This window comes from Psychromonas sp. KJ10-10 (genome assembly GCF_047323245.1).
GTDB lineage: Bacteria > Pseudomonadota > Gammaproteobacteria > Enterobacterales > Psychromonadaceae > Psychromonas.
Genome location: NZ_CP178826.1, coordinates 1,086,125 through 1,113,090, shown reverse-complemented (window position 1 = coordinate 1,113,090; position 26,966 = coordinate 1,086,125). Strand labels below are relative to the sequence as shown.

Here is a 26,966-nt window from a genome sequence, read left to right as displayed (position 1 = left end):
GTGCTAAATTGTTTTCAAAAAGCCTTAACGGGTTATTTTGAAAGCAACAACGCAAGCAATTTTGAAGTCGCTCCTAACTGTTTACAAACTCCTGCGTCAAAGTGGCAAGCTGTGTCAAACAATCGTTATAACTGATACTGTCTTTCATTCCTTGTTGCAAGAAGTGATCCAGCTTAGGTCGGATAACAATGGCTTTATCAATACGAGGATCGCTTCCTCGTGAATATGCTCCAATAGTAATAAGTTCTTTATTCTCTTGATATAATGAATAAGCTTGTTTTAACACTCGAGCAAGTGTTTGGTGTTCATCTGAGGTCACCATCGGCATAACACGACTAATCGATTTACCCACATCAATTGCAGGAAAGTGTCCTGAATCAGCTAGTTCACGAGAAAGAACGATGTGCCCATCTAAAATAGCACGTGAAGCATCGGCAATTGGGTCCTGCAAATCATCTCCCTCTGTTAACACAGTAAAGAAAGCACTGATAGATCCCTGCCCTTCGTTACCATTACCTGCACGTTCAACCAAAGCAGGTAGTTTTGCAAACACTGAAGGCGGATAACCTTTCGTTGCTGGCGGTTCACCAATTGCCAGAGCAATCTCACGTTGTGCCTGTGCAAAGCGAGTTAACGAATCCATCAATAACAATACATTTAATCCTTGATCACGAAAGTATTCTGCAATCGTCAAAGATGTTTCACAGCCCTTTAAGCGCATTAGTGGCGAAGCATCGGCAGGGGCGGCAATCACAACAGAACGCTTACGCCCTTCTTCACCCAAAATTTCTTCAATGAACTCTTTTACTTCACGGCCACGTTCACCGATTAATCCCACTACAACTACATCAGCATTTGTGCCTCGTGTCATCATTCCTAATAAAACACTTTTACCCACACCTGATCCTGCAAATAACCCCATACGTTGACCTTGGCCAACGGTAAGTAATGCATTAATAGCTTTAATCCCCACATCAATGGGTTGTTTAATGGCTTTTCGACTAAGAGGATTAATACGAGGGTTATTATATTGACTGGTTTGTGCGGTAATAATTTCGCCTTTACCATCAATCGGCTTACCAATGCCATCTAAGACTCTACCAAGTAACTCCATACCAACAGGAATACCCTGCGCCTCAGATTGTGGAATAACACGAGCGCCAGGAACAACACCAGTTAATCGCTCACTAGGCATTAAAAAAGTCGTTCCCCTGAAAAACCAACTACTTCAGCATCGATAAAACCATCGGTCGTCTCAACTTGGCATAAACTACCCACAGCGACAGTACAACCAACCGCCTCTAAGGTTAACCCGACAACTCGCACCAGTTTTCCAGAAACCGTTGGCTTCGTAATTGTTTCCCCTGCTTTATATTGACCAAGACGATCCGCTAAATTATTCATCTACACTTTCATTTTTTGGGGAGGTTTCTGTTTCAGATGTTACATCACTTTCATCTGATGGGGGCACATTATCTGAAGCAATCTCATTCTCAGGAATAGTGATATTTGAAGCGACTAAAGGTTCATCATGGCTTAAATCTGAATCATCATTTTTAGTGGGTAATTGCCCATGATTTTCTTTAAAAAGTTTTTTAATACCTGCTCAACACGGCTATTAAAGGTGTAATCAATACTAGAGGCCTGTGTCTGAATTTGGCAATCACCTCTTAATAAAGCTGGTTCAGATTGCAGATCCCAACCTCTTTGCAGACACTGTTCTTGCGAGTAAGCATCTTGTACAAATAATAAATCATCCGGATGCAAATATATGGTGAGCTTTTGTTCACTAATGGGTAATACATCAACGGCTTGTTTTAAAGCACGTAAAATAATCTGTGGAGAGGTAAGTAATTCACAACGTGTTATCTGCTCAGCAAGGCTAGTTGCTAAGCGAATTAATTGATATTCAGCATTCTCATCTAGCTTTTCAAGCGGATTATGTAAGCGTTCAATAAGCGATTCCCAAACACTAACTTGTTGCTTAATTTGATCTTCACCTTGGGACAATCCTTCTTCTTTGCCCTTCTCAACTCCTTCCGCATGACCAACATCAAGACCTTCAGCTTTACCTTCTTCTAATCCTTTTGCAAAACCAGCTTCTTTACCTTCATTAAAACCATCTTCGTAGGCAGATTGTCTAATGGTTTCAATATCATCCAAGGTTAAAGGGGTTAATTGCTCTTCTGTATCTTCCTCTTCTTTAACAACGGGGTTTTCTTGTTTTTTATACCAACTAGCAGGCTTGCCAAATAATGATTTTTCTTTTTCGCTATCCTCTTCGCTGTTATTTAAATCAGGTATTGCCCAGTTTTCGACACTATCTTTTGTTTCTGCCATTAACTACCAACCTTTATATTGCTATTGATACTGACTAAATTTCAATGAAAAACTAACGGAGTCAGAAAAGACTGTCAGTATTTATAAGAACTCGTCACCACCACCGCCACCAAGCATGATCTCACCAGCGTCAGATAAACGACGCGCAATAGTAAGTATTTCTTTCTGTGCGACTTCTACTTCACTAATACGGATTGGCCCCATTGCTTCTAAATCATCGGCAAGCATTTCTGCGGCACGTTTCGACATATTAGAAAGGAATTTTTCTTTCAGCTGTTCATCCGCACCTTTCAATGCACGTTGCAATTGCTCGCCTGGCACTTCACGTAATAAAGCCTGAGTACCACGATCATCAAGATCAATAAGATTATCGAATACAAACATAAGATCTTGAATTTTCTGACTCATATCCTCGTCAGTTTCTCGTAAAGAATCCATTAACGGGCCTTCAATGCTAGTATCCAAGTAGTTCATAATATCCGCGCTGACTTTGGTACCGCCCATTTTAGCGACTTGAGCACCAGCTTGACCTGCAAACTGTTTCTCCATAATTTCATTAAGCTCTTGTAGTGCGACGGGTTGTACTTCTTCCAAGTCAGCAATACGCATCATTAGATCAAGACGTATTTTTTCTGGAAATTGAGTAATAATTTCAGCAGATTGTTCCGGATCTAAATACGATAAAACAATGGTCTGTATTTGTGGATGTTCATTTTGAATAATAGAAGCTACTTGACGTGCATCCATCCATTTTAATGAATCAAGCCCCTTCGAACCACTACCTAAAATAATTTGGTCAACAAGGTGCCCAGCTTTATCTTCACCCAGAGCTTCAATTAATGACGCCCGAACAAAGTCTTCACTATCCAAACCAATATTACTATATTTTTGAATATCTTCGATAAAAGCACGATGTACACTAGAGACTTTATTCTGTGAAGAGTCCTTTAAGGCGACCATCTGCATACCTAGCTTTTGTACCTGCTTAGGTTCTAAATTTCGAAATATTTGCAGTCGCATGCTCAGGTGTTAAGCTAAGCATGAGTAATGCAGATTTTTCCACCCCAGAGAGGTCATTAACATCAAACTCTGTCGCACCATTAGCATCTTTATTTTCTACTGTATCATCCGCCATCAAAAATCAACCATTCTTTAATTACTTGTGCTGATAAACCAGGCTCATTTGCAACGAGCGCTCGTACTGCTTTTAAGAGATCTTCATCTTTATGTAAGTCAGGCAATGTGATCATGCCATTATTGAGATCAAATTCTACACCATCTTTTTCATCATCATTCAATAATTGTAAGTTATCATCTCCCATAGAGCCAATTGCGCCACCTAAATCATACTCTTCAACCTGTTCCATTGTTTCAGGGTAAAGTAGTTTTTTCATAATAGGTCTAACAATAAGGAGTAATGTTAATAAAATAATTAACATACTACCACCAAAGCGTACATATCCTTCGAAGGCTTCTGTTTTCCAGAAATCTTCTTCGGGTATCGCTTCAATATCTGGGCGATTAAACTTCACAGCGACAATTTCTAAAATATCACCACGATTACTATTAATGCCAAGACCGCCGACTAACAAACGACGAATGTTTTCAATTTCTTCATCACTTGGTGGAACCAATGAGACTTCACCTTCTGCATTTTCTACCGCAACATAATCCATCGCAACCGAAACAGCAAGGCGGTCAACTTTACCAACTTTATGTTTGATATGTGTGACTGTGGTATCAACTTCATAATTTCGAGTTGATTCATTATGTGAATTTCCTTCACCACCATTTAATAAATTATTTGCATCCCTTAATTCTTCAGGAATAGCACCATTAGCAGGAGGCTGATTGGTTAATGCGCCAGGGACATTACCAACTGTAGAACTTGATGATTTAGTTTCAACCAGCATTTCACTGCGCACAGCCTGATTAGCTGGGTTAAAACTTCTTTTGTTTCTTCTACTACCGTAAAGTCCATCATCAAATCGACTTCAGAGGTGTAATTTGCCAAACCTAAAACAGGTATTAAAATCGCATCTATTTTCGATTTATACTCTTCTTCACGTTCCTGCTCTAAGGCAAACTCTTTACTAGATTGTGCCGATAGTCCACTTTTACTACCAGAATGTAATAAACGTCCTCGCTGGTCACTAACCGTCACACTGTTAGGTGATAAGCCCTGTACAGCAGAAGCAACAATATCAACGATTGAATCGATTTCTTGGGGAGAAAGGCTGTAAGAACGAGCAGAAGTTACCACAACCGTTGCACTCGCCTGTGCTTCTTTACGGGCAAAAACACTTTGTTTAGGAATAGCTAGTAAGACCTGTGCTTTAGTGACATTCTTCATGGCCTGGATTGCTAATGCTAATTGTCGTTCACGACTTAATTTTAAGCGTTCCTGCTCAACACGTTGGCTAACACCAAAGCCCATGTCCTGCATTAAAATATTATCGCCACTTTCGCTTTCTTCATCCGTCAAGCCTGCACGGGTCATTAATAATTTAATTTTTTGGTATTCACTCACCATAACTAAAATTGAATCACCTTCAATTTTATATTCGACCTTCTGTTGATCAAGAAAATCTAAGGTAGTGATCAGTTCTTCTGTTTTATAGGTACCTAAAGGACGATAATCAGCCTCTTTTCCCCAGGACCACAGAATAATAACAATCGAGAGAACAATTAATAAACCGATGATCATGCTAATTTGACGCAATACGTCAACATTTGAAAAGAATGAAGCGATAGCACCTTTTTCAGGTGTGACTATGGCGTCATCATTTGAGCCAATGCCATTATCTTCAAGCAACATTTTTGCATTATTATCAGTTTCAGCCACTATTTATTCCCTACTTCTACACTTATTCGCCTAAACAGGCATACTCATAACAGATTTATAAGCTTCAACCATCTTATTTCGAACCTCTACCGTTGCTTCAAAAGCAAGACTCGATTTATTAGATGCAACCATAACGTCACCAAGGCTAACTTGTTCATCACCCATTTCAAAACGATTACGCAGGTCACCTGTTTCTTGTTGTAGACCATTTACATTGTCTATCGCTTGTTGCAACATTTTTGAAAATTCAGGTGTAGATGACTTTGTTGATTGGTTAACAAGGTCATTCTCTAAACCTTTGCTCTGTAATCCCTGTAAGGGTGAGATCATTAAATAAAGCAGATGTATTCAGATTCATAATATTTATCTCTTTTTTGACACACATAGTCTAAACAGCAATAACTATGCCAAAAACTATTATAACTGGAGGGGATGATTTGTTTATAAGTATATTTTTAACTTCGAGGAATTATTGTTTTGTATGCCTTGTATTAACTTCAACCTAAACTCACGTGTATCTGCCGTAATAATCAATTAATGCCCTTAAAATGAAAAAGCCTTATCATTTACATGATAAGGCTTTTAATGTTTAGGTTGTTAACTTATTTAAGTAATTAATGTATCACTTAGTTATTTAACAATTAATCAGTGAATTCTGGGTAAGCTTCTACACCACAGTCATGTAAATCCATACCTGCATCTTCTTCTTCAGAGCTAACACGGATACCCATTGTAACTTTGATGATACTCCAAACAATCCATGAAGCGACAAATACGAATCCGAAGATAACAACCGCACCGTAGATTTGAGCACCAAATGAAGCACCGTCATTTGAAAGAGGTACAACTAATAGACCGAATAAACCACATACACCATGTACTGAGATTGCACCTACTGGATCATCTAGTTTTAGTTTATCTAAAGTAATGATGCTGTATACAACAATCACACCAGCTACTGCACCGATTGCGGCGACAAAAGAGGTGAAGGTGATAATGGATCTGCAGTAATTGCAACTAGGCCAGCTAATGCGCCGTTTAATACCATAGTTAAATCTGCTTTACCCCATTTCATTTTGCTCACAAGAAGAGCGGCAATTGCACCTGTAGCGGCTGACATTAGTATTTACAAAGATAAGACCAACAGCACTTGCATTTTCAGCATCAGAGATTAGTAATTGAGAACCACCGTTGAAACCGAACCAACCCATCCATAGGATAAATGTACCTAAAGTTGCAAGTGGCATGTTTGAACCTGGAATTGGGTGAACCACTACCGTTTTTACCGTATTTACCTTTACGAGCACCTAGTAGGATAACAGCAGATAATGCAGTATTGCACCAGCCATATGAACAATACCTGAACCAGCGAAGTCAGAGAAGCCAGCGACGCTTAAGAAACCGCCACCCCAAGTCCAGTAACCTTCGATTGGGTAGATGAAAGCTGTTAATACAACAGTAAAGATTAAGAATGCCCATAACTTCATACGTTCAGCAACGGCACCAGAAACAATTGACATCGCTGTAGCAACGAATACAACTTGGAAGAAGAAGTCAGACTCTAAAGAGTGATCTGCACCTTCAGCTTGTGAGCCAATTAATGCACCAAATGAAGGTAACCAACCGCCTTCAGCATTATCAACATACATGATGTTGTAACCAACTAATAAGAACATGGTACAAGCGATTGCATATAACACGATATTTTTAGTTAATATTTCAGTCGTATTTTTAGAACGAACAAGACCAGCTTCTAGCATTGCAAAACCTGCAGCCATCCACATAACTAGAACACCAGACATTAAAAAATAAAAGGTGTCGAGGGCGAACCGAAGCTCAGTAACTGTATTTTCCATGGTATTTTCCTTTATACAAAAATTTTAATTAAATATTTTAAAGTGCTTCTTCGTCTACTTCACCAGTACGAATACGTACTACTTGTTCAAGAGGCTGAATAAATATTTTGCCGTCTCCAACTTTACCTGTGTTAGCGACTTTGGTAATTGCTTCAACTAACACTTCAACATCAGAATCTTTCACTGCGATTTCTAATTTTACTTTAGGTAAGAAATCGACTTGGTACTCAGCGCCACGATATAACTCAGTGTGACCTTTTTGACGACCAAACCCTTTTACTTCAGAGGCCGTAACACCAGAAATACCTGCTTCCATGATGGCTTCACGTACGTCATCTAATTTAAATGGTTTGATTATTGCGGTTAACATTTTCATAAAACTTCCTTATAAATTGGGTTGGTCATTCGTTATTGTTTACAGTGACATTACAAGTAGCGTGCCAAAAATAAAAAAACATTAAAAACAACGACTTATATTTATTCATGTAAAATACACATCAAACAAGCACCAAATCAGTGCGCTAGATTCTGAGCTATTGCACCAAAATGGAACCACTGAACTTTAATGGAAATAAACTGACTAAAATCAATCGTTAAAGTAATGAAAAATACTCATTATTTATTACATAATAAATAAAACACTAGCTTTTATTATGTCTATTTCATTGTGTGTATTAATACTTCATGCCCTGTAGCATTTTGCTTCTCGAATGATAACGGGTATAGTATTGACACATTTTTATATTCCATTAATTCAAAGGTAAAACAGATGAAAAAAATAAGCCTGTTGCTTATCACTTTCGCCCTCAGTTTTAACGTACTTGCGGCCCCTCGCGTGATCCCCAATGCTCCAGCTATCGGCGCAAAAGGTTATTTATTAGTTGATTTTGCCTCTGGCACAGTACTATCAGAAAATAATAGTGATACTCTGCTTGCACCGGCCAGCCTAACTAAGATGATGACCAGTTATATCATCGGACAAGAGCTTAAACAGGGAAATCTAAACTTAGAAGACAAGGTTACTATTTCTGAAAAAGCATGGTCTAAAAACTTCCCTGAATCTTCAAAAATGTTTATTGAAGTAGGAAAAGAAATCACTGTTGCAGACTTAAATCGAGGTATTATTGTACAATCAGGTAATGATGCCTGTGTTGCAATGGCTGAGCATATCGCCGGTAGCGAAAGTGCCTTTGCTGATTTAATGAATTCTTGGGCACTGCAATTAGGCATGAACAATACTCATTTTGTGAATAGCCACGGTTTACATTCTGATGATCATTACACTACCCCTACAGATATGGCAATTTTAGCTAAAGCACTGATTACTGATGTGCCAGATGAGTACCGAATTTACAGTGAAAAATCATTTAAATTCAATGGTATTGTTCAATATAACCGTAACGGTCTATTGTGGGACAAAAGCTTGAACGTTGATGGCATTAAAACAGGCCATACTAGCGAAGCGGGTTATAGCTTAATTTCATCTGCAACCAAAGATGATATGCGTTTAATCAGTGTTGTGATGGGTACAAAATCAGATTCTGCACGTAAAGTAGAGAGCAAAAAATTGCTTAACTGGGGTTTCCGTTTCTTTGAAACAATGACACCTTACAAAGCCGGTGAGCAATTAGCAACAGAGCGCATTTGGATGGGTGACCAAGAAATGATCCGTTTAGGTGTTGCTGTTGATACTCCTATTACGTTGCCACGTGGGCAAGCTAAAAATCTACAAGCAGATTTTATTATCAGCAATGAATTACGCGCGCCTATTCAAAAGGGTGATGTAGTTGGACAGGTAAATTACTCCTTTTCCGATGAAAATGTGGCTACTTACGATTTGATAGCGCTTGAAACCATTGAAGAAGGCAGTTTATTTAGCCAATTAATTGATTACATTAAATTACTCTTTATAGGTTGGTTTGGATAAATTCATCCCCATATACACAGCGAGGTTTGATGCCTCGCTTTTTTATGTTTAACTTTTTATAACTATTCAGGCTTTAATACTCGATTCTTCAAAGAAAACTCGATAACACAAACCTGATTAGCCACAGCTTCGGATTATATTTATGGCACTTAACACCCACTTCGATGAACTATTAGATTTTCCCTGTGTTTTCGCATTTAAAGTGATGGGCATTGCCGGTCCCACATTAATGGAAGATATTTTGTCTGTTATTCAAAAACATGCTCCTGGTGATTACGCGCCAACGGTGAAACCAAGTTCAAAAGGTACTTATCAATCCATAAGTATTCCTGTTACCGTGGACTCTAAAGCGCTGATCGAAACTATTTATACTGAGCTTAATAAGCTTGAATCTGTCCGATATATTTTGTAGAAAAATCATGACTGACTTAACTGACCAACTCACACTCCGTTATTTAGGAAAACAGCCCTACCTTGAAACTTGGCAAGCAATGAGTGACTTCACCAATGCACGCGACGACAATACAGTCGATGAAATTTGGGTTGTGGAACACCCGCCAGTATTTACTCAAGGCACAGCAGGTAAAGCCGAACATCTGTTACAACAAACAGAAATTCCAGTGGTAAAAAGTGATCGTGGAGGCCAAATTACTTACCATGGTCCTGGTCAGTTAATCGTTTATTTGCTCATTAACATACGTCGAAAAGACTTTAATGTTCGTAGTTTAGTTACTATCATTGAACAAGGTATCATTGATTTACTCAATCAGTATAATATCGAGGCCTACGCCAAAAGTGAGGCACCTGGCGTCTATGTTGATGGTAAAAAAATTGCCTCATTAGGTTTAAAAATTCGCCGAGGTTGCTCGTTCCACGGCTTAGCACTTAATGTAGATATGGACCTTTCTCCATTTTTACAAATAAATCCCTGTGGTTATATTGGTCTTGAAATGACACAATGCAAAAATGAAGGCATTGACCTCAATGCTTCAGAACTTGCACCACTTTTAATCGAAAAGTTGAATCAAAAACTACAATATTCACAAATAGAGAGTATTTTTTCATGAGTAATAAACCTAGCCAGCTGACTGCTGGTAAAAAACTGCGCGATGCCGATAAACTTTCTCATATTCCTATTAAAGTCATTCCATCGGATAGACAGTCGGTTTTAAAAAAGCCAGCTTGGATGAAAATAAAATTAAAATCTGACAACACTCGTGTGACAGAAATTAAACAAGCACTGCGTAAAAATAAACTCCACTCTGTTTGTGAAGAAGCCTCTTGCCCTAATTTAAATGAATGTTTTAACCACGGTACTGCAACCTTTATGATCTTAGGTGAAATCTGTACTCGTCGTTGCCCATTCTGTGATGTTGGCCATGGTAAGCCATTAGCTGTTGATACTGAAGAGCCAAAAAAACTAGCAGAAACAATCAAAGATATGAAGCTGAAATATGTTGTAATCACCTCAGTTGACCGTGATGATTTGCGTGATGGTGGTGCTCAGCATTTTGCTGATTGTATTCGTGAAATTCGTCTTTTAAGCCCAAATATTAAAATTGAAATTCTAGTACCTGATTTCAAAGGTCGCATGGATAAAGCTTTGGCGTGTTTTGTGGATAACCCACCAGATGTCTTTAATCATAACCTTGAAACGGCACCACATCTTTATAAACAAGTTCGCCCTGGCGCTGATTACAAATGGTCATTACAGCTATTACAAAAATTCAAAGAGCAACACCCTGAAGTCCCAACTAAATCGGGCTTAATGATGGGTCTTGGAGAAACAAACGAAGAGATCGAGCAGGTATTAGTAGATCTTAATGCACATGGCGTCACCATGTTGACACTGGGTCAATATCTACAACCAAGTTTAGATCATTTAGCTGTTGAGCGTTATGTACCACCAGCAGAATTTGATGAACTAGGTTTAAAAGCAAGAGAACTAGGATTCGAACACGCGACCTGCGGACCATTAGTACGTTCTTCTTACCATGCTGATTTGCAAGCGTCGGGGAAAGAAGTTAAATAATTATTTGTAACCTTCTATTTACCCTTTATTTTGGTAAACAGTAGGTTACAATTATTTTATGTATGGCGATTTATCTTCATCGCCATTTTATAATAAGCAATGCCAGATTTTTCAAACACACTTCCCTCTTTCTCTAAACCGAACCTTTGGTAAAAATCCAATGCTGTTGTTCTAGCATCACACCAAAAGTAGGTAATATCTATATCAGCTAGCTCTTGCAAAATGTAAGTAAGTACTTTGGAACCAATGCCTTTACCTTGATAATTTTCTAAAGTTGCGAATTTTCTTAATCTTGCACTCTGGTTTTCAATGTAAATAGAGGCTACACACACTAATTTATCATTTATAAAAGCACCATAATGGTATCCACTTTCATCATCTTCTATTTTACAAAATTCAGGTGTTTTATTTGGCCATAATACTTGATGCCGAATAGGCAATGCATCTTGCCAGCGAATTGTTTGTATTTTCATAATATCCCCCAAAAGATGAAAAATAATGATGATTAGTGAAAGTTTAACTCTTTGATATGAGGATTATCTATACACACTTGTAACTTAGCAATTTCATTTAAAGAAACTAAGGTTGCAACACCATCAACCTCTATTTTAAGACGTTCATTCGGTTGCGTATCAACAGCAATACCTGATATTTCCTCTCCCTGCTTCATAGTTAACTTGATTGGGTAATGAAACAAACAGACTAATTCAATCACATCGTATTCGTTGCAAGTTAGCATAAAATTCCTTATTTTAAATAGACAATTAATGTAATCTTGAACCAAGGCTATTGCAACCAATATGCTGTGAACAATAGCTAAAGCAAGGTTTCACTTTAGCTGTCATTTGTTTTAATCTATTAACTAAATTTTGGCCATGAAGCAAAGGGTTGTTTCTCGAACACCATTTTCCCTTGATCATCTTGGTGAATGTTAATCCAAGCTTCCCAGTTTTTATTATCAATTTCAGGGTAATCGAGTCGATAATGACTACAACGGCTTTCTGTTCGCATTAATGAGGCTTTTAACTTCATTTCAGCGGTAATGATCATATTTTCAGTTTCATGTGCCAAGCGTAGCTTATGCAAATCATCCGCCATTAGCATAGGAACGTGGTGCTCTTTTAACTCTTCAACATAAGCCAGAGCAGACTTGCATCATGCGATCTTTTTTAATATATAACACAAAATTGGGGATCATTATTCCCTGTAAAACCTGTGTCACCCATGCTGGACTATAGCCATTTTGACGTTTTAAAGGGGCTAAAATCTCCTCTTTAATTTGCGCAAATCTTTTATCTGTTAAAGTAATGAAATCAAGTTGTTTACTTGCCTTGGCGTGACTTCACCTGCAAAAGTCCCCTGCACTGCAGAACCGGCGACAGAACCACCTATTTGAGTATAAATACCACCCGACATGTAAGAGCCTAATGCATCACCTGCTGCATAAAGGCCAGGTACAGTACTTAACCCCGTTTCATCAATAGGTACAATGCCCTCTGATTTATGAATCGCCATACCCGCGGTAGAACCACCAACCTGTTCACCGCCCATTCCAGGAGGGCCTGAATGCCCTTTGCCAGAAAATATTGATAATAAACCTCTATCTGGTTGTGGTGGCGGTGGCATATCTGTTTGTCTAAAGGCAAGTGGTACATAAGGACCTTCACTAGTTTCGGCTTTTTGCTTTTTTTGTCCTGGCTGTGGTGGCCCCATAGTAACAGGGGCTCCTGTGGTATAAGCTTGATAGTTTGCATCTACTCCAAGGTGGTGATTAACCATAACACTCGTAATTGAAGGTTTTTCTTCTATTTGCCCATGCCAGTTGTCATAACATGACCCCGAGTTAACCGCTGAGCCAGGATGACCATCATTCCATTCTTTACCTGTTACTTTTGCGCCAATATTATAAGCCATGATAGTGCCATCATGAGTCAAATCACAAACGGGAAAACCACTTGGTTTAAAACCACCAGAACCGGTACATAAAACAACGGTTTTAGCATTAAAGTGAATCACTTTATTAGTATTTAAACTAAAACCAGATGCCCCCACAACACGACCTTTCTCTTTTAATAAGTGCGTTACCATGACACGTTCAACCACAGGGATCTCACGTTCCTGTATTGGCAACATAAAGCTATTTCGACTTAAAGGAGAATCAAAAAAGCCCCATGATTTTAACTCCTGTACACGATCGTATGAGTGCTCAGCTAATTGACGTGTGAATACAGGGTTATTAGTATTAATCGCAGATTCAGAGACTTTAGCTACAAACTCATCAACACTCATTTTTGCCGTTTTAGGATCATAACTAAATACGCCTTTAGCAAAGGGACTTAAACCAGAAGTCCCTACTCCACCTTTTGCTACCATCATCACTTTAGCGCCCGCATCATGTGCTTTAACAGCGGCAAACACGCCAGCAAAACCACCTCCGATAACCAACACGTCAGCCTGATGATGCTCAACACTAAAATCTTCCGTTTTTATTTTTGCTTTACTCGCAACAGGAGGACCTGGTGGCCTACCCTTTTATCAGAGGGTATTGAAGCGACCAAGGCAGATGCACCAAGAACACCGCCAGCAACGCCGATAAATTGACGGCGAGATAAATTCATTTTTTTAATCATTTCAGTTACCTCCAAGAAACCATCACAGGAATGGATTTTTCTGGGTTAATCGTGATCGCATCAACGGGACAATATAATCGGCATAAATGGCAGATCTGGCAATCTTCAGGATAAGTGATCACCGCTCTATTGTTTTTTTATCAAACTGAATAACATCCGTAGGGCAGACTTCGACACAGGTTTCACAACCAATACAACCTGCAATTTCATGAATAGGCATAGGGTTTTCCTCTCAATTAAATCTAGAACGACAACTGTTCGTAATGAACATTGGCATTAGAAATACGTAATGCTTTCAGACTTTTCTTAACAGCAACAATCATAGGTTGTGGTCCACAGAGATACACTGCCCATTGATCACTTTGAGTTGGGTCTATAGTATTTTCGATACAGTTTTCATCAATCACACCCTGGTAAATATTTGCCTCACTATTACCTTGTTGAAGCTCTTCCTGACACACTAACTGCAACTTAAAATTAACCATTTGTTGCTCGAATGATTTGATTTCATCAACAAGCACCATTTGATCTAATCTATTATTGCCATAAATAAGGCGCACAGGTCGCGTTTCATATCGAGCGACTAAACCACGTAATAAACTCAACATCGGGCCAAGACCCGCACCACCTGCAATTAAAGTAATGCCTTTCGCTTGATTGCTATCATTTAAACTCATCGTCGCCGTAGGGGCCATCGATATAAACCTGTTGCCCAATATTTAACTTTTCTAGATTTGAGGTGTAATCACCTAATTCACGAATAATAAATGAGATTTTAGGCAGATCATGCTGACAAGAGGCAATAGAAAAAGGATGCTGATCCACGTCATAGGAAGAATCACTGCTATTTAACCAAACGAACTGACCGGCTTCAAAATGGAAATTATTACCTTGCTCACTCTCAACAGTCACCATCCAATCACTACTACTGACTCTTTCGACTTTTTGTAAAGTAAATGGCTGTTTTTGCAAACGAGCGGGTTTAACTAAATAGTTATAAGCCACCATGATTAAGGAAAAGCCACAGAGAGCCCACCAAAATATATTGAAGCCTTGTTGGAACTGCCCATGTTGGCCAACACTTGTCAGGTGTAATGTCACTAATATTGTAATGGCAACAAAACCAAGCACATGCATTAAACGCCAAGTTTCATAACGCATTGGCAATTTTTCTTTAAAAATAGACAATAAAACCCAAACAATCATAAGTACCCAAGCAATCAGCCCCGTTAGCATTTGTGGTGCAGTTAATACTTTAATAACGCTATCTAAGCCATCTTGAAAGGACATTAAAAAACGTGGTGCAAGAATAAATACAGGATGAAGTAAAAAAATAATACCAATCCACTGACCCACTTGTTTATGACGTTTAATACTCCAATCGATATTAGCGAATAAAGGCAATTGCTTTATTCGACTTCCTAATGGAAATTGCACAAAGAAAGCCATCACGGCAAGTGTGTTTACAACACTGATGAAAGTCGCGTAACCTGTTTTCGAGTCCATATCGAGCATCTGAGTTGCGAAAAAGGCACCGTTAACAATAATAAATAACCGATTAATAATTTGTGTTTATTGCCCAACCAAAGACCAAGTTTAGAACTTGATTTTGCCCTTGGCTTTGATTGCGGATCTTTGAGTTGAGTCCCTAAGCTGTTGCTATGAGTAGTCATGTTTAACTCCCAAAATATAAATTAATTGACTATGTGGTCACGTTATCTAAAAACTGGTTAAGGTGAGGTTAACTAAAATGCTGTAAATTCTTTTATTCAAAAGAGAAACAAGTTAAGTTGATTTAGCGCAATTAATAACCGCTTTCGATACACTTCTATCTTATTATTTGAATTTAATATTTTTATAAATAGGAATTTAAAAGGACTCATTCTCTGGTTAAAGGTCACCAGAGAATGAGTAAATAGAGATTAATCTTCTAATGTTTGTAATGTCACAATACTGCTTTCACTGACCTCAAAGGTCTCTTCTAAGCCCGCTTCAACATCAATATAATATTCGTTGAAAGTATCGTTTTCGCTTTCAGAGTACATAATTAAGTCATCACTGATCACTGTAAAGTAATCTGTAGCATCGGCTAAAGTACCGATTGAGGCGTTGAAACTAACATCCTGGTTCGGTCTCAGTATCAAACTTAATAATAATAGGTAACGCGCTACTGTCACTGCTATCAGCATCTACACAAAATAATGCATCCTGACCTGCAACGGCTAATTGACCGTTGCTAGCAGAAAAATCATCAATCAGATTAATTTCGATTGAAAAAGGATTGCTATCATCAAATTCATAAAGCTCACAACTGGCATTCATCTCAAAATCACCACGTCTGGCTGAATTTGTAGTTGGTTTATAACTATCATCATTATCGGCCCAAGTATCATCTATTGACCAAGAAAAATCACTTGTATCAGCCTCTAACTCATAAATATTGGTACTACTGGTTCGCGCAACATAAAAATCGCCCTCATATACAAAAGGTAATAATTTAGAGGTTGAGAATGACTCTACAATCGTTTCTGACGTACTTCGATCCAATAAACTCATTTCAGAGGTATCACTTGTTTCCTGGGTTAAAATATCACCACTTGCATTAACCCAAAAGTCATTATCTTGATAATCAAATGCATCAATATATGTGAACAAATCATCTTCTAGTTCAAATACATACAATATTTCATCGTCACTATCATTAAGATAAATTCGATCTTCATCTGCAATATTCGAATAACGATGTGAACTGTGCCAAAAAATATCATCACTGAGTTCTGTATTCGCTAAGGGCACCAAATTAGACATAACAACAGGATATAAATCACCACCACTTTTTTCTTGAATTAAAATATAATCGCCACTGTAATTAGTGCCGTCCACCTTAATTGTGACATCATCAATGCTTAAAGCCGTGTATATATCATTAATATCTGTAATAGCGACAACCTCTAAATCCTCTGTTTGTGTATCGCTATCATTAGCACTATTAAATACCACCGAGGTGCTATCATCGGAGTCTCTATCTTTATAGATATATTCGCTTTCGTCGCTATCAGTTTCATTACCATCGTAGTCTAAATCACGTTGCTGAAAGGTTTGATAATCTGATTCAACACTGCTCATAGAAAACACCACATAAGTGCTGGTTGAAGTATCATCACTATCTGTTTCGATACAGGCAGTTAATAATCCTAAGCAGGCTAGCATTGCTAGCGAGCGGGGCAAAAATAAAGACATTTCTCTCTCCTAAAAAATCATTACAAAATAAAAAATGTAAGCGACATGACCCAGAGATGCCAAGAAATGCATTGGTTGGTATTTTTTGTTTGCCCACATAAATTTCCGCTACCCTATCATAAGCAAAAACAATAAATAGGCTGAGTTCGACATAAGCTATAAGTTCCCTTTTTCTTGCACCTTAATACTTTTTTCTTACACTTTATTGCTTTTTTTAGAAGAAATAATGAACACTATCAGCCTTTTTTGACTGGCTGAGAAAAAACTGAAGGACAAAGGGGAGTAATATCTGAATGATAATTATGTGAAATCGATTGTAAGTGTCTGCACTGAACGCTTCTTATATACCTGAAGAAATATACACAGAGAAACCAAAAACATTCCTAAAATACCGATAGGTGCAAAGCTTTCTTTTACGATAAAAATAGCAAGCAGTGTTGCCACGAGAGGTTCTATCAAAGTAATTAGAGTTGCTTTGCTAGCATCAATAGATTTTAAACCAAACGCAAATAATAAGTACCCAACAAACATAGGAATAATAGCCATATATAAAGAAACAAGACTATTAGTTACGCTTGAAAATAAATGCTCACCAGTAAACAGTAACGAAGGCAATAACAGAATTGCAAAGCAAAACCAAATAAAGCAGACATTGCCGATTGTGAATCTATACCTTTCTCAATCAAAGATCGTGTCGCCCATGAATAGCTCGCATAGGTCAATCCAGCAACACAGCCTAAAATAATACCAATATACTGTTGAAAAATATTTTCTGATATTTGCTGATGATGCTCTCTGCCCGCCACTAACAGCACAATACCCACAGTACCAATCACAAAGCTAATCATCCATTGCAGGGAAACCTTTTTTACTGATCAGACACTCAAGCATAACAGCAAAAAAAGGCGCAGAGGCAATAGAAATAACAGTACCGATTGCAACACCGGATAGACGCATGGAGCTATAAAAGGCAAGCGGATAAATAGCAACCGAAAGCCCACCTAGTATAAGTACTCTTCTGTGAATAAGTATCAGGTGAATATCTTTTAACAATTTATAACGAGCATTAAAGACTAACAATACCCCACCTACCCCCATAGCAAAGGCACCAATAGCTATGGAACTAATACTAGGTGCAAAGCTTGCAACCGTACCCGTTGTCCCCCACAGGAAACTCGCAATCACAATAGCTAACACAGCTTTTAATTGTTCGCTGTTACTTTCCATTTTAAAACTCTCTTCTGAAATTGATAACAGAAGATTACCTTAAAAAAGAAGTTTGATTTAACCATTAAGACACTAACCTTAACAAAAGCGACCTATTTTACTTTTTAAACTTAGTCGGTGATAAACCAAAGTATTGAGAGAATTTTCGACTAAAAGCGGAGAGTTCTTGATAACCAACCATCTCACCAATAATCTGCAAAGGATAATCTGTATGTGTCAGTAAAGCCTGTGCTTTTTTCATGCGAATTTTAGTTACGTATTGCATCACAGTCATGCCTAACTGTTGTTTAAATAGTTTTTTAAATTGTGTTTCACTTAAACAGGCAATTTTAGCTAAGTATTTAATTTGCAAAGATGAAGCAATATTTTGTTCGATAAAGGCAAGAGAAGCACTTACCCTAGCATCTATTTTAGGTAATAAAGCTTGTTCTGCGAGTAGTAAATAAAAGGTTTCAAACATCACCTTTTCTAGTTCTGTATTGATTTGGTTTTGTAACTGATTTTCGATAAAACTTAAATAACTGCCAAGCGAAGCATTAATGGCAAAAACAACTTGCCGAGAAAGGGCAATATTTGATGGCAGGCTAAGCATATCAGCAACCACAAAACGCGCTTCTGAATCGGCAGTAAACAAATGTGCTTCGCTGGCTTTTACAACGACACACTCACCTGGCGCAACTTTACCATTAAAATCTCCGACTCTAATATTAATCACACCACGTAAAGGAAGCACCAGCTGATTAAATGAATGAGAATGACAAACAGGTTTACTACTATAAGAGCGAATAGAAAGTAGATTTTGCATTTTGTTCTGCCATTTTAGTTTATTTTCTGACATACCATTGCTCTATAAAGAGGATGGCGATTAAAACCTTGCTAGTAAATAGGGCTCATTCAATCTAGAGGTAGCAAGTTACTGCTTTTAATTTCTTTTACAGAAATACTAGAATGTAATGCGCTTACACCTTGGACACGCCTTAACTGATGAATACGTTCGTAGTACTCATCTAAGTCTTGAGCAATAATTTGTACAATATAATCTGCACCACCGGTAATACAATGACACATAGGGATCCAATCTGTATCAGCAACAAAGGCTTCAAACAGATCAGTACTCTCCTCTGCATGACTTCCTAAGGATACTTGAGTAAATCCATTAACACTAAAACCAAGTTTTTTGTGATTGAGAATAGCTCTATATTCTTCAATATAGTTATCATCCTCTAGTTTTTTCCAACGTCTCCAACATGGTGTTTCACTTAGGTTTATTTTTTCAGCAAGTTTACTATTACTGATCCGAGCATCATTTTGGATATGCTTAAGTAATGATAAATCTGTCTTATCAAGCACATCTTTAGTGTTTTCTTTCTTATTCATACTACATCCTGAATAATTCTGCCTATAAAGACAATTATTCTAACGTAAAAAGCAATTTAATTCCTGCAACAAACTATAAACTACCTTTATTATCAAACTTAACTGGAATCCTTGTTTATGAGTACTCAAGTTGGCATTGCTTTTTTATTTTTTGTCCTATCAATGTCCATCACCCCAGGTGGAGGCAATATCACCTTATTAGGTATCTCTAATCGATATGGTTTTAACGCAAGCATTGCCCTTTGTCGCTGGCACATCTGTTGGTGTATTAACTATTTTTACAGGTGTCAGTGCTGGTTTATTTGGTGTATTAACGACCTACCCTACTTTATATAGTGCATTGAAGTTTCTTGGGGCGGGATATTTATTATATGTCGCTTGGGGCATCGCTAACTTTCAGTTTGACAATGATCCTAGTAACAAACACTCAGCGGGTTTTATAGCAGGCCTCGGTATCCAAGTTTTAAACCCTAAAGCTTGGATAGCCGCTTATGACGGCATTTTCTCAATTTATAGATATCTCTGGCGATTATAAAATGCAAGTGGTGACAATCACCCTTACCTTTTTGGTTATCATGACATTATGTACCCTATCTTGGGCATACTTTGGAGTAGTCATGAGAACCTTGCTTAATTCTCCTCGACAAATGCTAATCGTTAATCGGTGTCTCAGCCTCACATTAGTGATCACCGTTATTTCAATGTTAAGTCATTAATTAAAGTACTTAATCACCTTAATACCATTAAATTAAGGTGATTAACAAATAATGAATATTAATAAACAACCAGTATTAATATTCAACAGTCCCTCGAATAGGATAATCATCCTGACTGCGAACAAAACTCAGTCCGCGCACAACTACTTCTAATTCAGGACGAAGAAATGGCACATTTGAAATATCCACAGCCTGAACATTGCCCTGCTCATTGATAATAAATAGCCCAGGTTCAGCAAAGTTATGATCCGTTTCCTGAGCAGATCTTGGTGCTGAAATATATAAACCTAACGCTTTCATTTGTGCTTCAGTTAAGCCGTAGGCAATAGGATAACTCACGGTTAATTTTTCCATATGCTCAGTTAGCTGTGCCTTTGAATCAGCAGATACAGCAAGTACACTAACGCCAATTTCAGCAAGCGCACTTTTTTGCTCTTCAAGTAGATTAAGGTAACGAGTACATAACGGACAGTGTGTGCCACGATAAACCACCAGCATATGCCAATCTGCACCACCGTAGGCTTTACCTAGATCCACTTGAGTACCGTCTAATAATGTTGCAGAAATACTTGGAAAAGCTTTACCCGTATTCAGTTTAATTGAATTTGTCATAATGACTCCTGTTAATAATAGATAGAAAAATATTTGTCTAAGTTAAGCCACCGCAGTAACAACTTGTTTTTTACTTTTTATTGCATGATAAATTAGCGCTAGTAAAACCACTACTAACCCAAAGAAACTTAGTCCGATCCAACCATAAGCGCTCATAACACTAACACCAACGGCCGAACCAATTGCGCCACCAATGTAATAACAAAGCATATAAATCGCATTCATACGACTTTGTGCCTTAGGATCAATAGAAAAAATACGCACCTGATTAGGAATTTGTGAACCAAATACTCCAAGGTCAACCAAAACGATGCCAATAATCATACCCGTCAGAGTGTCTCCCCACAGAGCAAATACCGCAAAACCAGAAAGAATAAAAAGCAAACCAACAGTTATCAATTTGCTTGCGCCATATTTATTTACTAGTCTGCCAGAGACTTTCGCACCAATAGTGCCTGCCAGTGCAATAATGCCAAACATACCAGCTTGCTGTACGGAGTAATTAAAAGGCGCTTCACCAACATGAATAGCGAGTGTTGCCCATAATGCATTAAAGGCGACTGAACCATAAACCACCTGTTATGGCGGCACTTCTTAATTCACTATATTTTTTTAATAGCGTTAACATTGAAGCCAGTAATTTTGGATATGATAAGTCTGAGGTTGGTTTGGTTTTAGGTAGATAACGCATCAATAACACAGCAAATAGCAATGCCAATACAGCAACAAAGAGATATACCATTCGCCAGCCAAAATATTCACTAATAGTGCCACTGATTGTGCGAGAAAGTAGAATACCAATAGTCAATCCGGTCATTAAAGTCGAAATAACCTTTCCTTTATTTTCAACTGTGGTTAATGATGATGCCAGAGGAAGAAGTCAGCTGCGTAATATTAGAACTGAGTCCAACAATAAAACCTGATATCACCAAAGGCCAAAGGCTTGATGAAAAATAAGTAGCAACAAGGCCAATTATCAAAGTAATAGAAAGGTAACGGATCAACATTTTTCGGTCATATCGGTCACCAAGAGGTGAAATAAAAAAGATAGCAGCTGAGCATAACCAATCTGTGTAGAGGATGGAATTAAACCAAGATTATGATCTTCAATCCCCAGAGCCTCACCGATAGAAGGCAACAAAGGTTGATTGTAATAAAGGTTAGCAGCTGTTGCTGAAATGGCCATTGCCATTAAAAATAACAGCCCGCCACTAAGTGGCTTATGTGTTTGTTGATTATTCAATAGAAGAGTCTCATTTAAAAAGTAATTTTCTGATGCTATAAATTTACCCTGTATTGGTTAACTTGATAATGCTCGTCAGTTCGCGCGCTATGCCCAAGCGTTCAATTTATGCGTTTCTACTTTTAATGATGCTAATATACCTATAAGTTTGATGGTAAAGGGGTGATACTTACTTCTTTTAATAATTCATCCCTTCGATAAACTGATTTACTTAACCCTGAACCTAGTGAGTGTCATTAATATGTCAAATCCTTCAATTTATAAAGACCCACTTTCAGTTATGTTATCGGCCGTTCACCTCAATATAGAAATATCTGTTAATGCACAATTCTGTGGAGCTTGGTTACTTGGACATAAAACAGGAGAGAAATCATTTCATTTAGTATCCCATGGTGAATGTCTATTAACACTAGAGGGTGAAGAGGAACAAACGCTTTACGCTGGAGACTTAATCATTTTCATGCGAGAGGTAAAACATCAACTATTTCCTACCTCAAAAAGCACCTCTTCTATTGAAAAACTAAGTTATGAAACAGGTATAAGAACAGATGCAACTGGCATACTTTGTGGCACATTTGCTTACGAAAACGCAAGTTCAGAAAACATTTTTAATGCCCTACCGCCTGTTTTAGTGGTTAAACAGAACCAATATACCAAGCAATGGATTGAACCATTAGTGCAACTTATTCAATTAGAAAGTCACGAATCGGGCCTTGGTTCGGCTCTTATTCTGAAACAACTGGCAGGCTCCTTAATTATTCACTCTATACGCTCATATATTAAAAACAGCGAATTTGAGATAGGTATTCTTAAGCTCATCGCGAATAAAAAACTCGCGAAAGCCTTACAAGCGATACAAAATGAACCACAATTGAACTGGACAGTTGAGCAACTTGCTCAACAATCAGCGATGTCACGCACCGCATTTGCCACCCAGTTTAAGCAAGTTTCCGGTTGGTCACCGATTGAATATCTTACTTGGTGGCGAATGCAGAAAGCTTGGTCACTATTAGCAGAGGGAAAAACTGTTATTGAAGTGGCAGAACGAGTTGGTTATCGCTCAGAGGCGCCTTCTCAAGAATTTTTAAAAAAGCCTTTAATATCGGGCCAGGTGAACGACGTAAAAAACAAACATAATAGAATTAAAATTCACAATTTATTTTTTTGAACAGTTTCAATAATACCGCCGTATCATCCTCATCTAACTTAGCAGTAATATCCTGTGTTAATGCAAGATGAAGGTCATTATGTTGTTTATAAATATTTTGCCCTGACTCTGTCAGCTTCACTAAAATTGAACGTCTATCTGAATGATGAGGCTGACGTTCAATAAAACCTGTGTTGACTAACTTATCGACTTGAACCGTTAATGTCCCGGTGGTAATACCAAGTTTATCTGCAAGCTCCCTCATTCGCATTGCATTGTGATTTCCCAGCACTTCAATGGTATGCACTTGAGCAAGGGAAAGATGCAACTCTTTGACAACGGATTGCTCCCAAGAAGAGAGCTTGTCATAAAACTCAATAATACAGTGATTTAATTGTTCAATATCTTTCATAGCTAGTCTATTACATCTCAGTGTACTGATTTACTTCAATCGTTAAGTGGTTTATTTTATCAAACTTATTTAATAATTGCTTATACTGCTCAACAGTTTTGGGCTCTCTAACCACAATTGATATCATAGCCGCATAGTGATCTGTACTTATTTTCCAAATATGAATATCACTGATTTTTGTCGCTTTTTCTGCTTCTAAAATATTGATTATATTAGCTTGGTATTGCAAAGAAATATTTTTATCTAATAAAACCGGACTTGTTTGTTTTAATAATCCTATTGCCCAACGAGTGATAATCACAGAACCGACTATGCCCATAAAAGCATCTACCCAATTCCATCCCCAATATTTTCCTGCAATCAAAGCCAAAATAGCCAATAGCGATGTCAGAGCATCTGCCAGAACGTGGAAATAAGCGACTTTTAAATTATGATCATCATGGTGTTCATGGCCATGATGATGGTCATGAGAATGTGAGTGGGAGTGAGAATGCTTATCTTGTAATAAGAAAACACTCACAATGTTCACCGTTAAGCCAATGATGGCAACAAAAATAGCCTCATTAAACTGAATAGACTGTGGCGACATGAGTCGATGTATTGACTCGCCGAGCATAATTAAAGCAACTAGCCCTAATGCAATCGAACTACTAAATCCCCCTAACGCACTCACCTTGCCAGTACCAAAAGTATAAGACTTATCATGCTCATGTTTTCGCGCAAACTGATAAGCAAATATGGTAATTAGAAAAGCAACTACATGGGTGCCCATATGCCAACCATCGGCTAACAAAGCCATCGAACCATAGACAGTGCCGGCAATAATTTCGATCACCATAGTCACGACAGTTAACATCAATACATAATAGGCACGTCGTTCACCATGATGGTTATGATGCGTAAAATTATGCTCATGTTGCCACGCTTTAATCATTCCGTTATCCATAATACTTACTCCTTAAAATTTACCTTGATAGTCAAATTAAATTCATGTTATTTAATTTGGCTATCAAAGTAAATATATTTGCGAAGTTATTCAAAAAAAAGGTGCCAACTATGTGGCACCTTTTTATTTAATCTCAATTCTGGATAAGCGAAAGGATACAGAATTGAGGTTATTTAGAATTATGGTCATTTACATACTCAGTAAATAAACTCCGATACCCGCAATGCCTGCACCTAAAAATCTTAATACTTGCTCGCCATACTTTAACTTTTGCAAAATATAGCTAATCAACACACCAAGTATATGTATACTAATTGTGCCTGTTATAAACCCGAGGGTATAAAGCGCCGGCTCTGCTAAATAAGGCATTTCCGTACCATGTGCATGTCCATGAAATATTGCAAAAATCCCTACAAATAGCATCGCTAATAAAGGTACTAATTTTTTCTCAGACGCAATAGCGATACCTAACAATATCACCGAAATAGCAATCCCTAACTCGACTGAGAATACAGGAATATCATTCATTCCAAGTACTCCACCCAGTAGCATAATAATCACAAAGGTAAGTGGAACACTCCAAATAGATCTCCCTCCCATTTGTGCACTTAATATACCAACACTTAACATGGCTAATAAATGATCAAGCCCAAGAACAGGATGTCCAAGACCAGACATAAAAGCCCCTTCAGTACCTCCGGAATGGGCAAAAGCGAGCTCTGGTAAGGTAAATATCATAGCAAAAATGGCGATAAATATTTTTTTCATAGATTTCCTTGAATGTAAAGCATTGGCTCTAGAGTTTAATAAAATATTGTCTTTGCAACAGAATATTGAAAATAACAATACCATAATTTACATTTAGTTGACATTCAATAGAAGACTTTATTTCATGCTTATTATCATTTAAAGAAGCAAAATTAATAACTCGAACTTAAAGGTATTTAGCCTTCGATTTACTGTAATAGAAGACAAACTTTACAAAAGCTGAAGGTTTCAAAACAAGATTAAACACTCATATTCTTAATCTGTTTACATGAGTTAGTTTTTAAATTTTAAAGAAAAAGTGTATACTCAAAGGTATATTATAATACAATTAATAAGATCAATTAGATACACGTGCAAAATTAACCAACAAAGGAAGGGTATAATGGAAATTAAAAACATTTTTAAAAGCGAAGAAGGTACATTTGTTGATTGTGGTGGCGGTCTTCGTCGTAAAGTAACAGCTTATAATGACAACTTAATGGTTGTAGAAGTGCATTTTGAAACAGGTACTCATGCTTGCTGTTCATTCTCATCCACATGAGCAAATTACTTACGTTATTTCTGGTGAGTTTGAATTCATCATTGATGGTAAAAAACAAATTCTAAAAGCGGGCGATGCAGCTTACAAGCAAGGCCATCTTCCACACGGTGCAACATGTCTTGAGAAAGGTATGTTAATCGACGTATTTACTCCTCACAGAGAAGATTTTCTATAAACAGAAAGTTTTTGCAGGAATAAATAAAATAGGTGGCAATTTCCAACCTAGATTGAAAAAGCGACTTTTTAGTCGCTTTTTTTGTGTCTAAAAACTAAGCAATTGACAATATGTTAATCACATAAAGGGGAGCTTATTCTTCACCTTGCTTGAGTGAATTTTTAGATTTGGATATGGTTTTATGCCTTACTAGAAAATAAGTGATTCCTAAGGCAATCGTTACCAAAGCTAGCCCTAAAACATGTTCTGCGGAAACCACTTTAAGGTCTAATATGATGATTTTTCGTGCAACAGCCATTAGCGCGGTTCCAACAACTAGTTCTACAGGGAGAACATGTGAACCAAGGTATAAGCGAATATTGATAAATATTTCAACCGCGATTAATACCACCATAAATGCACCAAAAGTTTGCAGAATATCTTCTACATTTAAAAGCCAATAGGGTGGAGCTGATAACCTCATATAAAGCACATAAATAGCATCTGCAATACTCCAATAAATGACTATTACCATCAAAACAGCCAGTATTTTAATCGCAATTCTAATATTAGCGTGTAATACATTTAATAACGTATCTGAAGTATTTTCGGGTAATTCTTCATGTTTCATAATATATCCCGTAATTGACTAAATGAATAAAGCTGTAGAATTTCTCATTTCCAACTGATTTTTTAACACTCAACTTACCATAATTTACAAAAACCAAGTATTCAATGGATTATTACATTTCCAATAAATGATTAATTAAATTGAGTCATTGAACATTGAAATGCTTTTTATTAATTTTAGTACAATTATTGATAGGCTAAATTAAATAAGCGCTTAAAAGAAAACTATTTTTAACTGTCACAGCTCAATCGTTGCTTAAAACAGTTTGTAATACAGTCGCTGATATTGGGAGCAGACCAACATTCAAACCAAAGGACCTAAA

The 26,966-nt window shown here is 37.5% G+C and carries 35 protein-coding genes and 4 pseudogenes; 8 read left to right on the top strand and 31 right to left on the bottom strand.

What is annotated here, in order from left to right; genetic code table 11:
* Positions 1-73: 73 nt before the first annotated feature.
* The 9 genes and pseudogenes from fliI to ACLKMH_RS06350 all read right to left on the bottom strand — a co-directional run bounded on the left by fliI (position 74) and on the right by ACLKMH_RS06350 (position 7,417).
* Positions 74-1,404 (bottom strand): annotated as a pseudogene (gene fliI, locus ACLKMH_RS06390) (flagellar protein export ATPase FliI).
* A 132-nt stretch (positions 1,405-1,536) separates the two neighbouring features.
* Positions 1,537-2,340: a flagellar assembly protein FliH gene (gene fliH / locus ACLKMH_RS06385; RefSeq protein ID WP_413701308.1), complete on the bottom strand. Its 804-nt coding sequence runs from the start codon at positions 2,338-2,340 to the stop codon at positions 1,537-1,539.
* 81 nt (positions 2,341-2,421) lie between these two features.
* A pseudogene (gene fliG, locus ACLKMH_RS06380) lies at positions 2,422-3,382 on the bottom strand (flagellar motor switch protein FliG).
* Positions 3,383-3,464: 82 nt separating this feature from the next.
* Positions 3,465-4,253, bottom strand: a complete 789-nt coding sequence (locus ACLKMH_RS06375; RefSeq protein WP_413701307.1) for a flagellar M-ring protein FliF C-terminal domain-containing protein — start codon at positions 4,251-4,253, stop codon at positions 3,465-3,467.
* Positions 4,196-5,185: a hypothetical protein gene (locus ACLKMH_RS06370; RefSeq protein WP_413701306.1), complete on the bottom strand. Its 990-nt coding sequence runs from the start codon at positions 5,183-5,185 to the stop codon at positions 4,196-4,198. Before ACLKMH_RS06370 ends, ACLKMH_RS06375 begins: the two co-directional genes overlap by 58 nt.
* A 30-nt stretch (positions 5,186-5,215) precedes the next feature.
* The gene (gene fliE / locus ACLKMH_RS06365) at positions 5,216-5,515 is read right to left on the bottom strand and encodes a flagellar hook-basal body complex protein FliE (protein WP_413701305.1); all 300 of its coding nucleotides are present in this window, start codon (positions 5,513-5,515) and stop codon (positions 5,216-5,218) included.
* 311 nt (positions 5,516-5,826) lie between these two features.
* The gene (locus ACLKMH_RS06360) at positions 5,827-6,135 is read right to left on the bottom strand and encodes a hypothetical protein (RefSeq protein ID WP_413701304.1); all 309 of its coding nucleotides are present in this window, start codon (positions 6,133-6,135) and stop codon (positions 5,827-5,829) included.
* Between the two features lie 5 nt (positions 6,136-6,140).
* A pseudogene (locus ACLKMH_RS06355) lies at positions 6,141-6,945 on the bottom strand (hypothetical protein).
* 133 nt (positions 6,946-7,078) lie between these two features.
* A complete protein-coding gene (locus tag ACLKMH_RS06350) occupies positions 7,079-7,417 on the bottom strand; it encodes a P-II family nitrogen regulator (protein WP_413701303.1) in 339 nt (112 codons plus the stop codon).
* A 393-nt stretch (positions 7,418-7,810) separates the two neighbouring features.
* Here ACLKMH_RS06350 and ACLKMH_RS06345 point away from each other — a divergent pair, with 393 nt between their 5' ends.
* The 4 genes from ACLKMH_RS06345 (at position 7,811) to lipA (ending at position 11,000) form a co-directional block, all read left to right on the top strand.
* Positions 7,811-8,968: a serine hydrolase gene (locus ACLKMH_RS06345; protein ID WP_413701302.1), complete on the top strand. Its 1,158-nt coding sequence runs from the start codon at positions 7,811-7,813 to the stop codon at positions 8,966-8,968.
* A 142-nt stretch (positions 8,969-9,110) separates the two neighbouring features.
* A complete protein-coding gene (ybeD, locus tag ACLKMH_RS06340) occupies positions 9,111-9,380 on the top strand; it encodes a DUF493 family protein YbeD (RefSeq protein WP_413701301.1) in 270 nt (89 codons plus the stop codon).
* A 7-nt stretch (positions 9,381-9,387) separates the two neighbouring features.
* Positions 9,388-10,035: a lipoyl(octanoyl) transferase LipB gene (gene lipB / locus ACLKMH_RS06335; RefSeq protein WP_413701300.1), complete on the top strand. Its 648-nt coding sequence runs from the start codon at positions 9,388-9,390 to the stop codon at positions 10,033-10,035.
* Positions 10,032-11,000, top strand: a complete 969-nt coding sequence (gene lipA, locus ACLKMH_RS06330) for a lipoyl synthase (protein ID WP_413701299.1) — start codon at positions 10,032-10,034, stop codon at positions 10,998-11,000. The genes lipB and lipA overlap by 4 nt, the downstream gene beginning before the upstream one ends.
* A gap of 56 nt (positions 11,001-11,056) precedes the next feature.
* On the opposite strand, the gene ACLKMH_RS06325 is transcribed toward lipA, so the two are convergent.
* The 13 genes and pseudogenes from ACLKMH_RS06325 to ACLKMH_RS06265 form a co-directional block, all read right to left on the bottom strand.
* Entirely contained in the window at positions 11,057-11,473 is a 417-nt protein-coding gene (locus ACLKMH_RS06325) for a GNAT family N-acetyltransferase (RefSeq protein WP_413701298.1), read from the bottom strand.
* Positions 11,474-11,505: 32 nt separating this feature from the next.
* Positions 11,506-11,739 (bottom strand): Rho-binding antiterminator, encoded by a 234-nt coding sequence (locus ACLKMH_RS06320; RefSeq protein WP_413701297.1) that lies wholly within the window; start codon positions 11,737-11,739, stop codon positions 11,506-11,508.
* A 119-nt stretch (positions 11,740-11,858) separates the two neighbouring features.
* Complete coding sequence (locus ACLKMH_RS06315) at positions 11,859-12,086, bottom strand: hypothetical protein (RefSeq protein ID WP_413701296.1); 228 nt, start codon at positions 12,084-12,086, stop codon at positions 11,859-11,861.
* A gap of 213 nt (positions 12,087-12,299) precedes the next feature.
* The gene (locus ACLKMH_RS06310) at positions 12,300-13,445 is read right to left on the bottom strand and encodes an FAD-binding protein (RefSeq protein WP_413701295.1); all 1,146 of its coding nucleotides are present in this window, start codon (positions 13,443-13,445) and stop codon (positions 12,300-12,302) included.
* A 190-nt stretch (positions 13,446-13,635) separates the two neighbouring features.
* On the bottom strand, positions 13,636-13,752 hold the full coding sequence (locus ACLKMH_RS06305; protein ID WP_413701294.1) for a 4Fe-4S binding protein: 117 nt from the start codon (positions 13,750-13,752) through the stop codon (positions 13,636-13,638).
* On the bottom strand, positions 13,749-13,850 hold the full coding sequence (locus ACLKMH_RS06300) for a 4Fe-4S dicluster domain-containing protein (protein ID WP_413701293.1): 102 nt from the start codon (positions 13,848-13,850) through the stop codon (positions 13,749-13,751). The genes ACLKMH_RS06305 and ACLKMH_RS06300 overlap by 4 nt, the downstream gene beginning before the upstream one ends.
* Before the next feature lie 22 nt (positions 13,851-13,872).
* Complete coding sequence (locus tag ACLKMH_RS06295; RefSeq protein ID WP_413701292.1) at positions 13,873-14,307, bottom strand: hypothetical protein; 435 nt, start codon at positions 14,305-14,307, stop codon at positions 13,873-13,875.
* Positions 14,294-15,136 (bottom strand): ferric reductase-like transmembrane domain-containing protein, encoded by an 843-nt coding sequence (locus ACLKMH_RS06290; protein ID WP_413701291.1) that lies wholly within the window; start codon positions 15,134-15,136, stop codon positions 14,294-14,296. The genes ACLKMH_RS06295 and ACLKMH_RS06290 overlap by 14 nt, the downstream gene beginning before the upstream one ends.
* 416 nt (positions 15,137-15,552) lie before the next feature.
* Complete coding sequence (locus tag ACLKMH_RS06285) at positions 15,553-15,774, bottom strand: hypothetical protein (RefSeq protein WP_413701290.1); 222 nt, start codon at positions 15,772-15,774, stop codon at positions 15,553-15,555.
* Positions 15,746-16,870, bottom strand: a complete 1,125-nt coding sequence (locus ACLKMH_RS06280; protein WP_413701289.1) for a hypothetical protein — start codon at positions 16,868-16,870, stop codon at positions 15,746-15,748. The genes ACLKMH_RS06285 and ACLKMH_RS06280 overlap by 29 nt, the downstream gene beginning before the upstream one ends.
* 300 nt (positions 16,871-17,170) lie before the next feature.
* Positions 17,171-18,097, bottom strand: a pseudogene (locus ACLKMH_RS06275) (DMT family transporter).
* A 97-nt stretch (positions 18,098-18,194) separates the two neighbouring features.
* The gene (locus ACLKMH_RS06270; protein ID WP_413702274.1) at positions 18,195-18,902 is read right to left on the bottom strand and encodes an AraC family transcriptional regulator; all 708 of its coding nucleotides are present in this window, start codon (positions 18,900-18,902) and stop codon (positions 18,195-18,197) included.
* Between the two features lie 89 nt (positions 18,903-18,991).
* Positions 18,992-19,474 carry an Lrp/AsnC family transcriptional regulator gene (locus ACLKMH_RS06265; protein WP_413701288.1) on the bottom strand — a complete coding sequence of 161 codons (483 nt, stop codon included), beginning with the start codon at positions 19,472-19,474 and terminating at the stop codon, positions 18,992-18,994.
* Positions 19,475-19,691: 217 nt separating this feature from the next.
* Between ACLKMH_RS06265 and ACLKMH_RS06260 the strand changes: the two genes are divergently transcribed.
* On the top strand, positions 19,692-20,009 hold the full coding sequence (locus ACLKMH_RS06260; RefSeq protein ID WP_413701287.1) for a LysE family translocator: 318 nt from the start codon (positions 19,692-19,694) through the stop codon (positions 20,007-20,009).
* Positions 20,010-20,265: 256 nt separating this feature from the next.
* Here ACLKMH_RS06260 and ACLKMH_RS06255 read toward each other — a convergent pair whose 3' ends face one another.
* The 5 genes from ACLKMH_RS06255 to ACLKMH_RS06235 are packed head-to-tail and all read right to left on the bottom strand — an operon-like array spanning position 20,266 to position 22,045.
* The gene (locus ACLKMH_RS06255; protein ID WP_413701286.1) at positions 20,266-20,802 is read right to left on the bottom strand and encodes a peroxiredoxin family protein; all 537 of its coding nucleotides are present in this window, start codon (positions 20,800-20,802) and stop codon (positions 20,266-20,268) included.
* 42 nt (positions 20,803-20,844) lie between these two features.
* Positions 20,845-21,378 carry an MFS transporter gene (locus ACLKMH_RS06250; RefSeq protein WP_413701285.1) on the bottom strand — a complete coding sequence of 178 codons (534 nt, stop codon included), beginning with the start codon at positions 21,376-21,378 and terminating at the stop codon, positions 20,845-20,847.
* The gene (locus tag ACLKMH_RS06245) at positions 21,353-21,619 is read right to left on the bottom strand and encodes an MFS transporter (protein WP_413701284.1); all 267 of its coding nucleotides are present in this window, start codon (positions 21,617-21,619) and stop codon (positions 21,353-21,355) included. The genes ACLKMH_RS06250 and ACLKMH_RS06245 overlap by 26 nt, the downstream gene beginning before the upstream one ends.
* A 28-nt stretch (positions 21,620-21,647) precedes the next feature.
* Positions 21,648-21,809, bottom strand: a complete 162-nt coding sequence (locus ACLKMH_RS06240; protein WP_413701283.1) for a hypothetical protein — start codon at positions 21,807-21,809, stop codon at positions 21,648-21,650.
* On the bottom strand, positions 21,803-22,045 hold the full coding sequence (locus ACLKMH_RS06235; protein WP_413701282.1) for a hypothetical protein: 243 nt from the start codon (positions 22,043-22,045) through the stop codon (positions 21,803-21,805). Before ACLKMH_RS06235 ends, ACLKMH_RS06240 begins: the two co-directional genes overlap by 7 nt.
* A gap of 241 nt (positions 22,046-22,286) precedes the next feature.
* On the opposite strand from ACLKMH_RS06235, the gene ACLKMH_RS06230 reads away from it, so the two are divergent.
* Positions 22,287-23,213 carry an AraC family transcriptional regulator gene (locus tag ACLKMH_RS06230; protein ID WP_413701281.1) on the top strand — a complete coding sequence of 309 codons (927 nt, stop codon included), beginning with the start codon at positions 22,287-22,289 and terminating at the stop codon, positions 23,211-23,213.
* On the opposite strand, the gene ACLKMH_RS06225 is transcribed toward ACLKMH_RS06230, so the two are convergent.
* From ACLKMH_RS06225 to ACLKMH_RS06215, 3 genes are all read right to left on the bottom strand, one after another.
* Positions 23,188-23,604 carry a MarR family winged helix-turn-helix transcriptional regulator gene (locus ACLKMH_RS06225; protein ID WP_413701280.1) on the bottom strand — a complete coding sequence of 139 codons (417 nt, stop codon included), beginning with the start codon at positions 23,602-23,604 and terminating at the stop codon, positions 23,188-23,190. The genes ACLKMH_RS06230 and ACLKMH_RS06225 overlap by 26 nt on opposite strands.
* A gap of 10 nt (positions 23,605-23,614) precedes the next feature.
* Complete coding sequence (gene dmeF, locus ACLKMH_RS06220) at positions 23,615-24,550, bottom strand: CDF family Co(II)/Ni(II) efflux transporter DmeF (protein ID WP_413701279.1); 936 nt, start codon at positions 24,548-24,550, stop codon at positions 23,615-23,617.
* A gap of 189 nt (positions 24,551-24,739) precedes the next feature.
* A complete protein-coding gene (locus ACLKMH_RS06215) occupies positions 24,740-25,318 on the bottom strand; it encodes a HupE/UreJ family protein (RefSeq protein ID WP_413701278.1) in 579 nt (192 codons plus the stop codon).
* Between the two features lie 382 nt (positions 25,319-25,700).
* Between ACLKMH_RS06215 and ACLKMH_RS06210 the strand changes: the two genes are divergently transcribed.
* Positions 25,701-25,859, top strand: coding sequence for a hypothetical protein (locus ACLKMH_RS06210; RefSeq protein ID WP_413701277.1), 159 nt, complete (start codon positions 25,701-25,703; stop codon positions 25,857-25,859).
* Positions 25,831-26,034, top strand: a complete 204-nt coding sequence (locus ACLKMH_RS06205; RefSeq protein ID WP_413701276.1) for a cupin domain-containing protein — start codon at positions 25,831-25,833, stop codon at positions 26,032-26,034. The genes ACLKMH_RS06210 and ACLKMH_RS06205 overlap by 29 nt, the downstream gene beginning before the upstream one ends.
* Before the next feature lie 133 nt (positions 26,035-26,167).
* Here ACLKMH_RS06205 and ACLKMH_RS06200 read toward each other — a convergent pair whose 3' ends face one another.
* Positions 26,168-26,644 (bottom strand): phosphate-starvation-inducible PsiE family protein, encoded by a 477-nt coding sequence (locus ACLKMH_RS06200; protein WP_413701275.1) that lies wholly within the window; start codon positions 26,642-26,644, stop codon positions 26,168-26,170.
* Positions 26,645-26,966 lie beyond the last annotated feature (322 nt).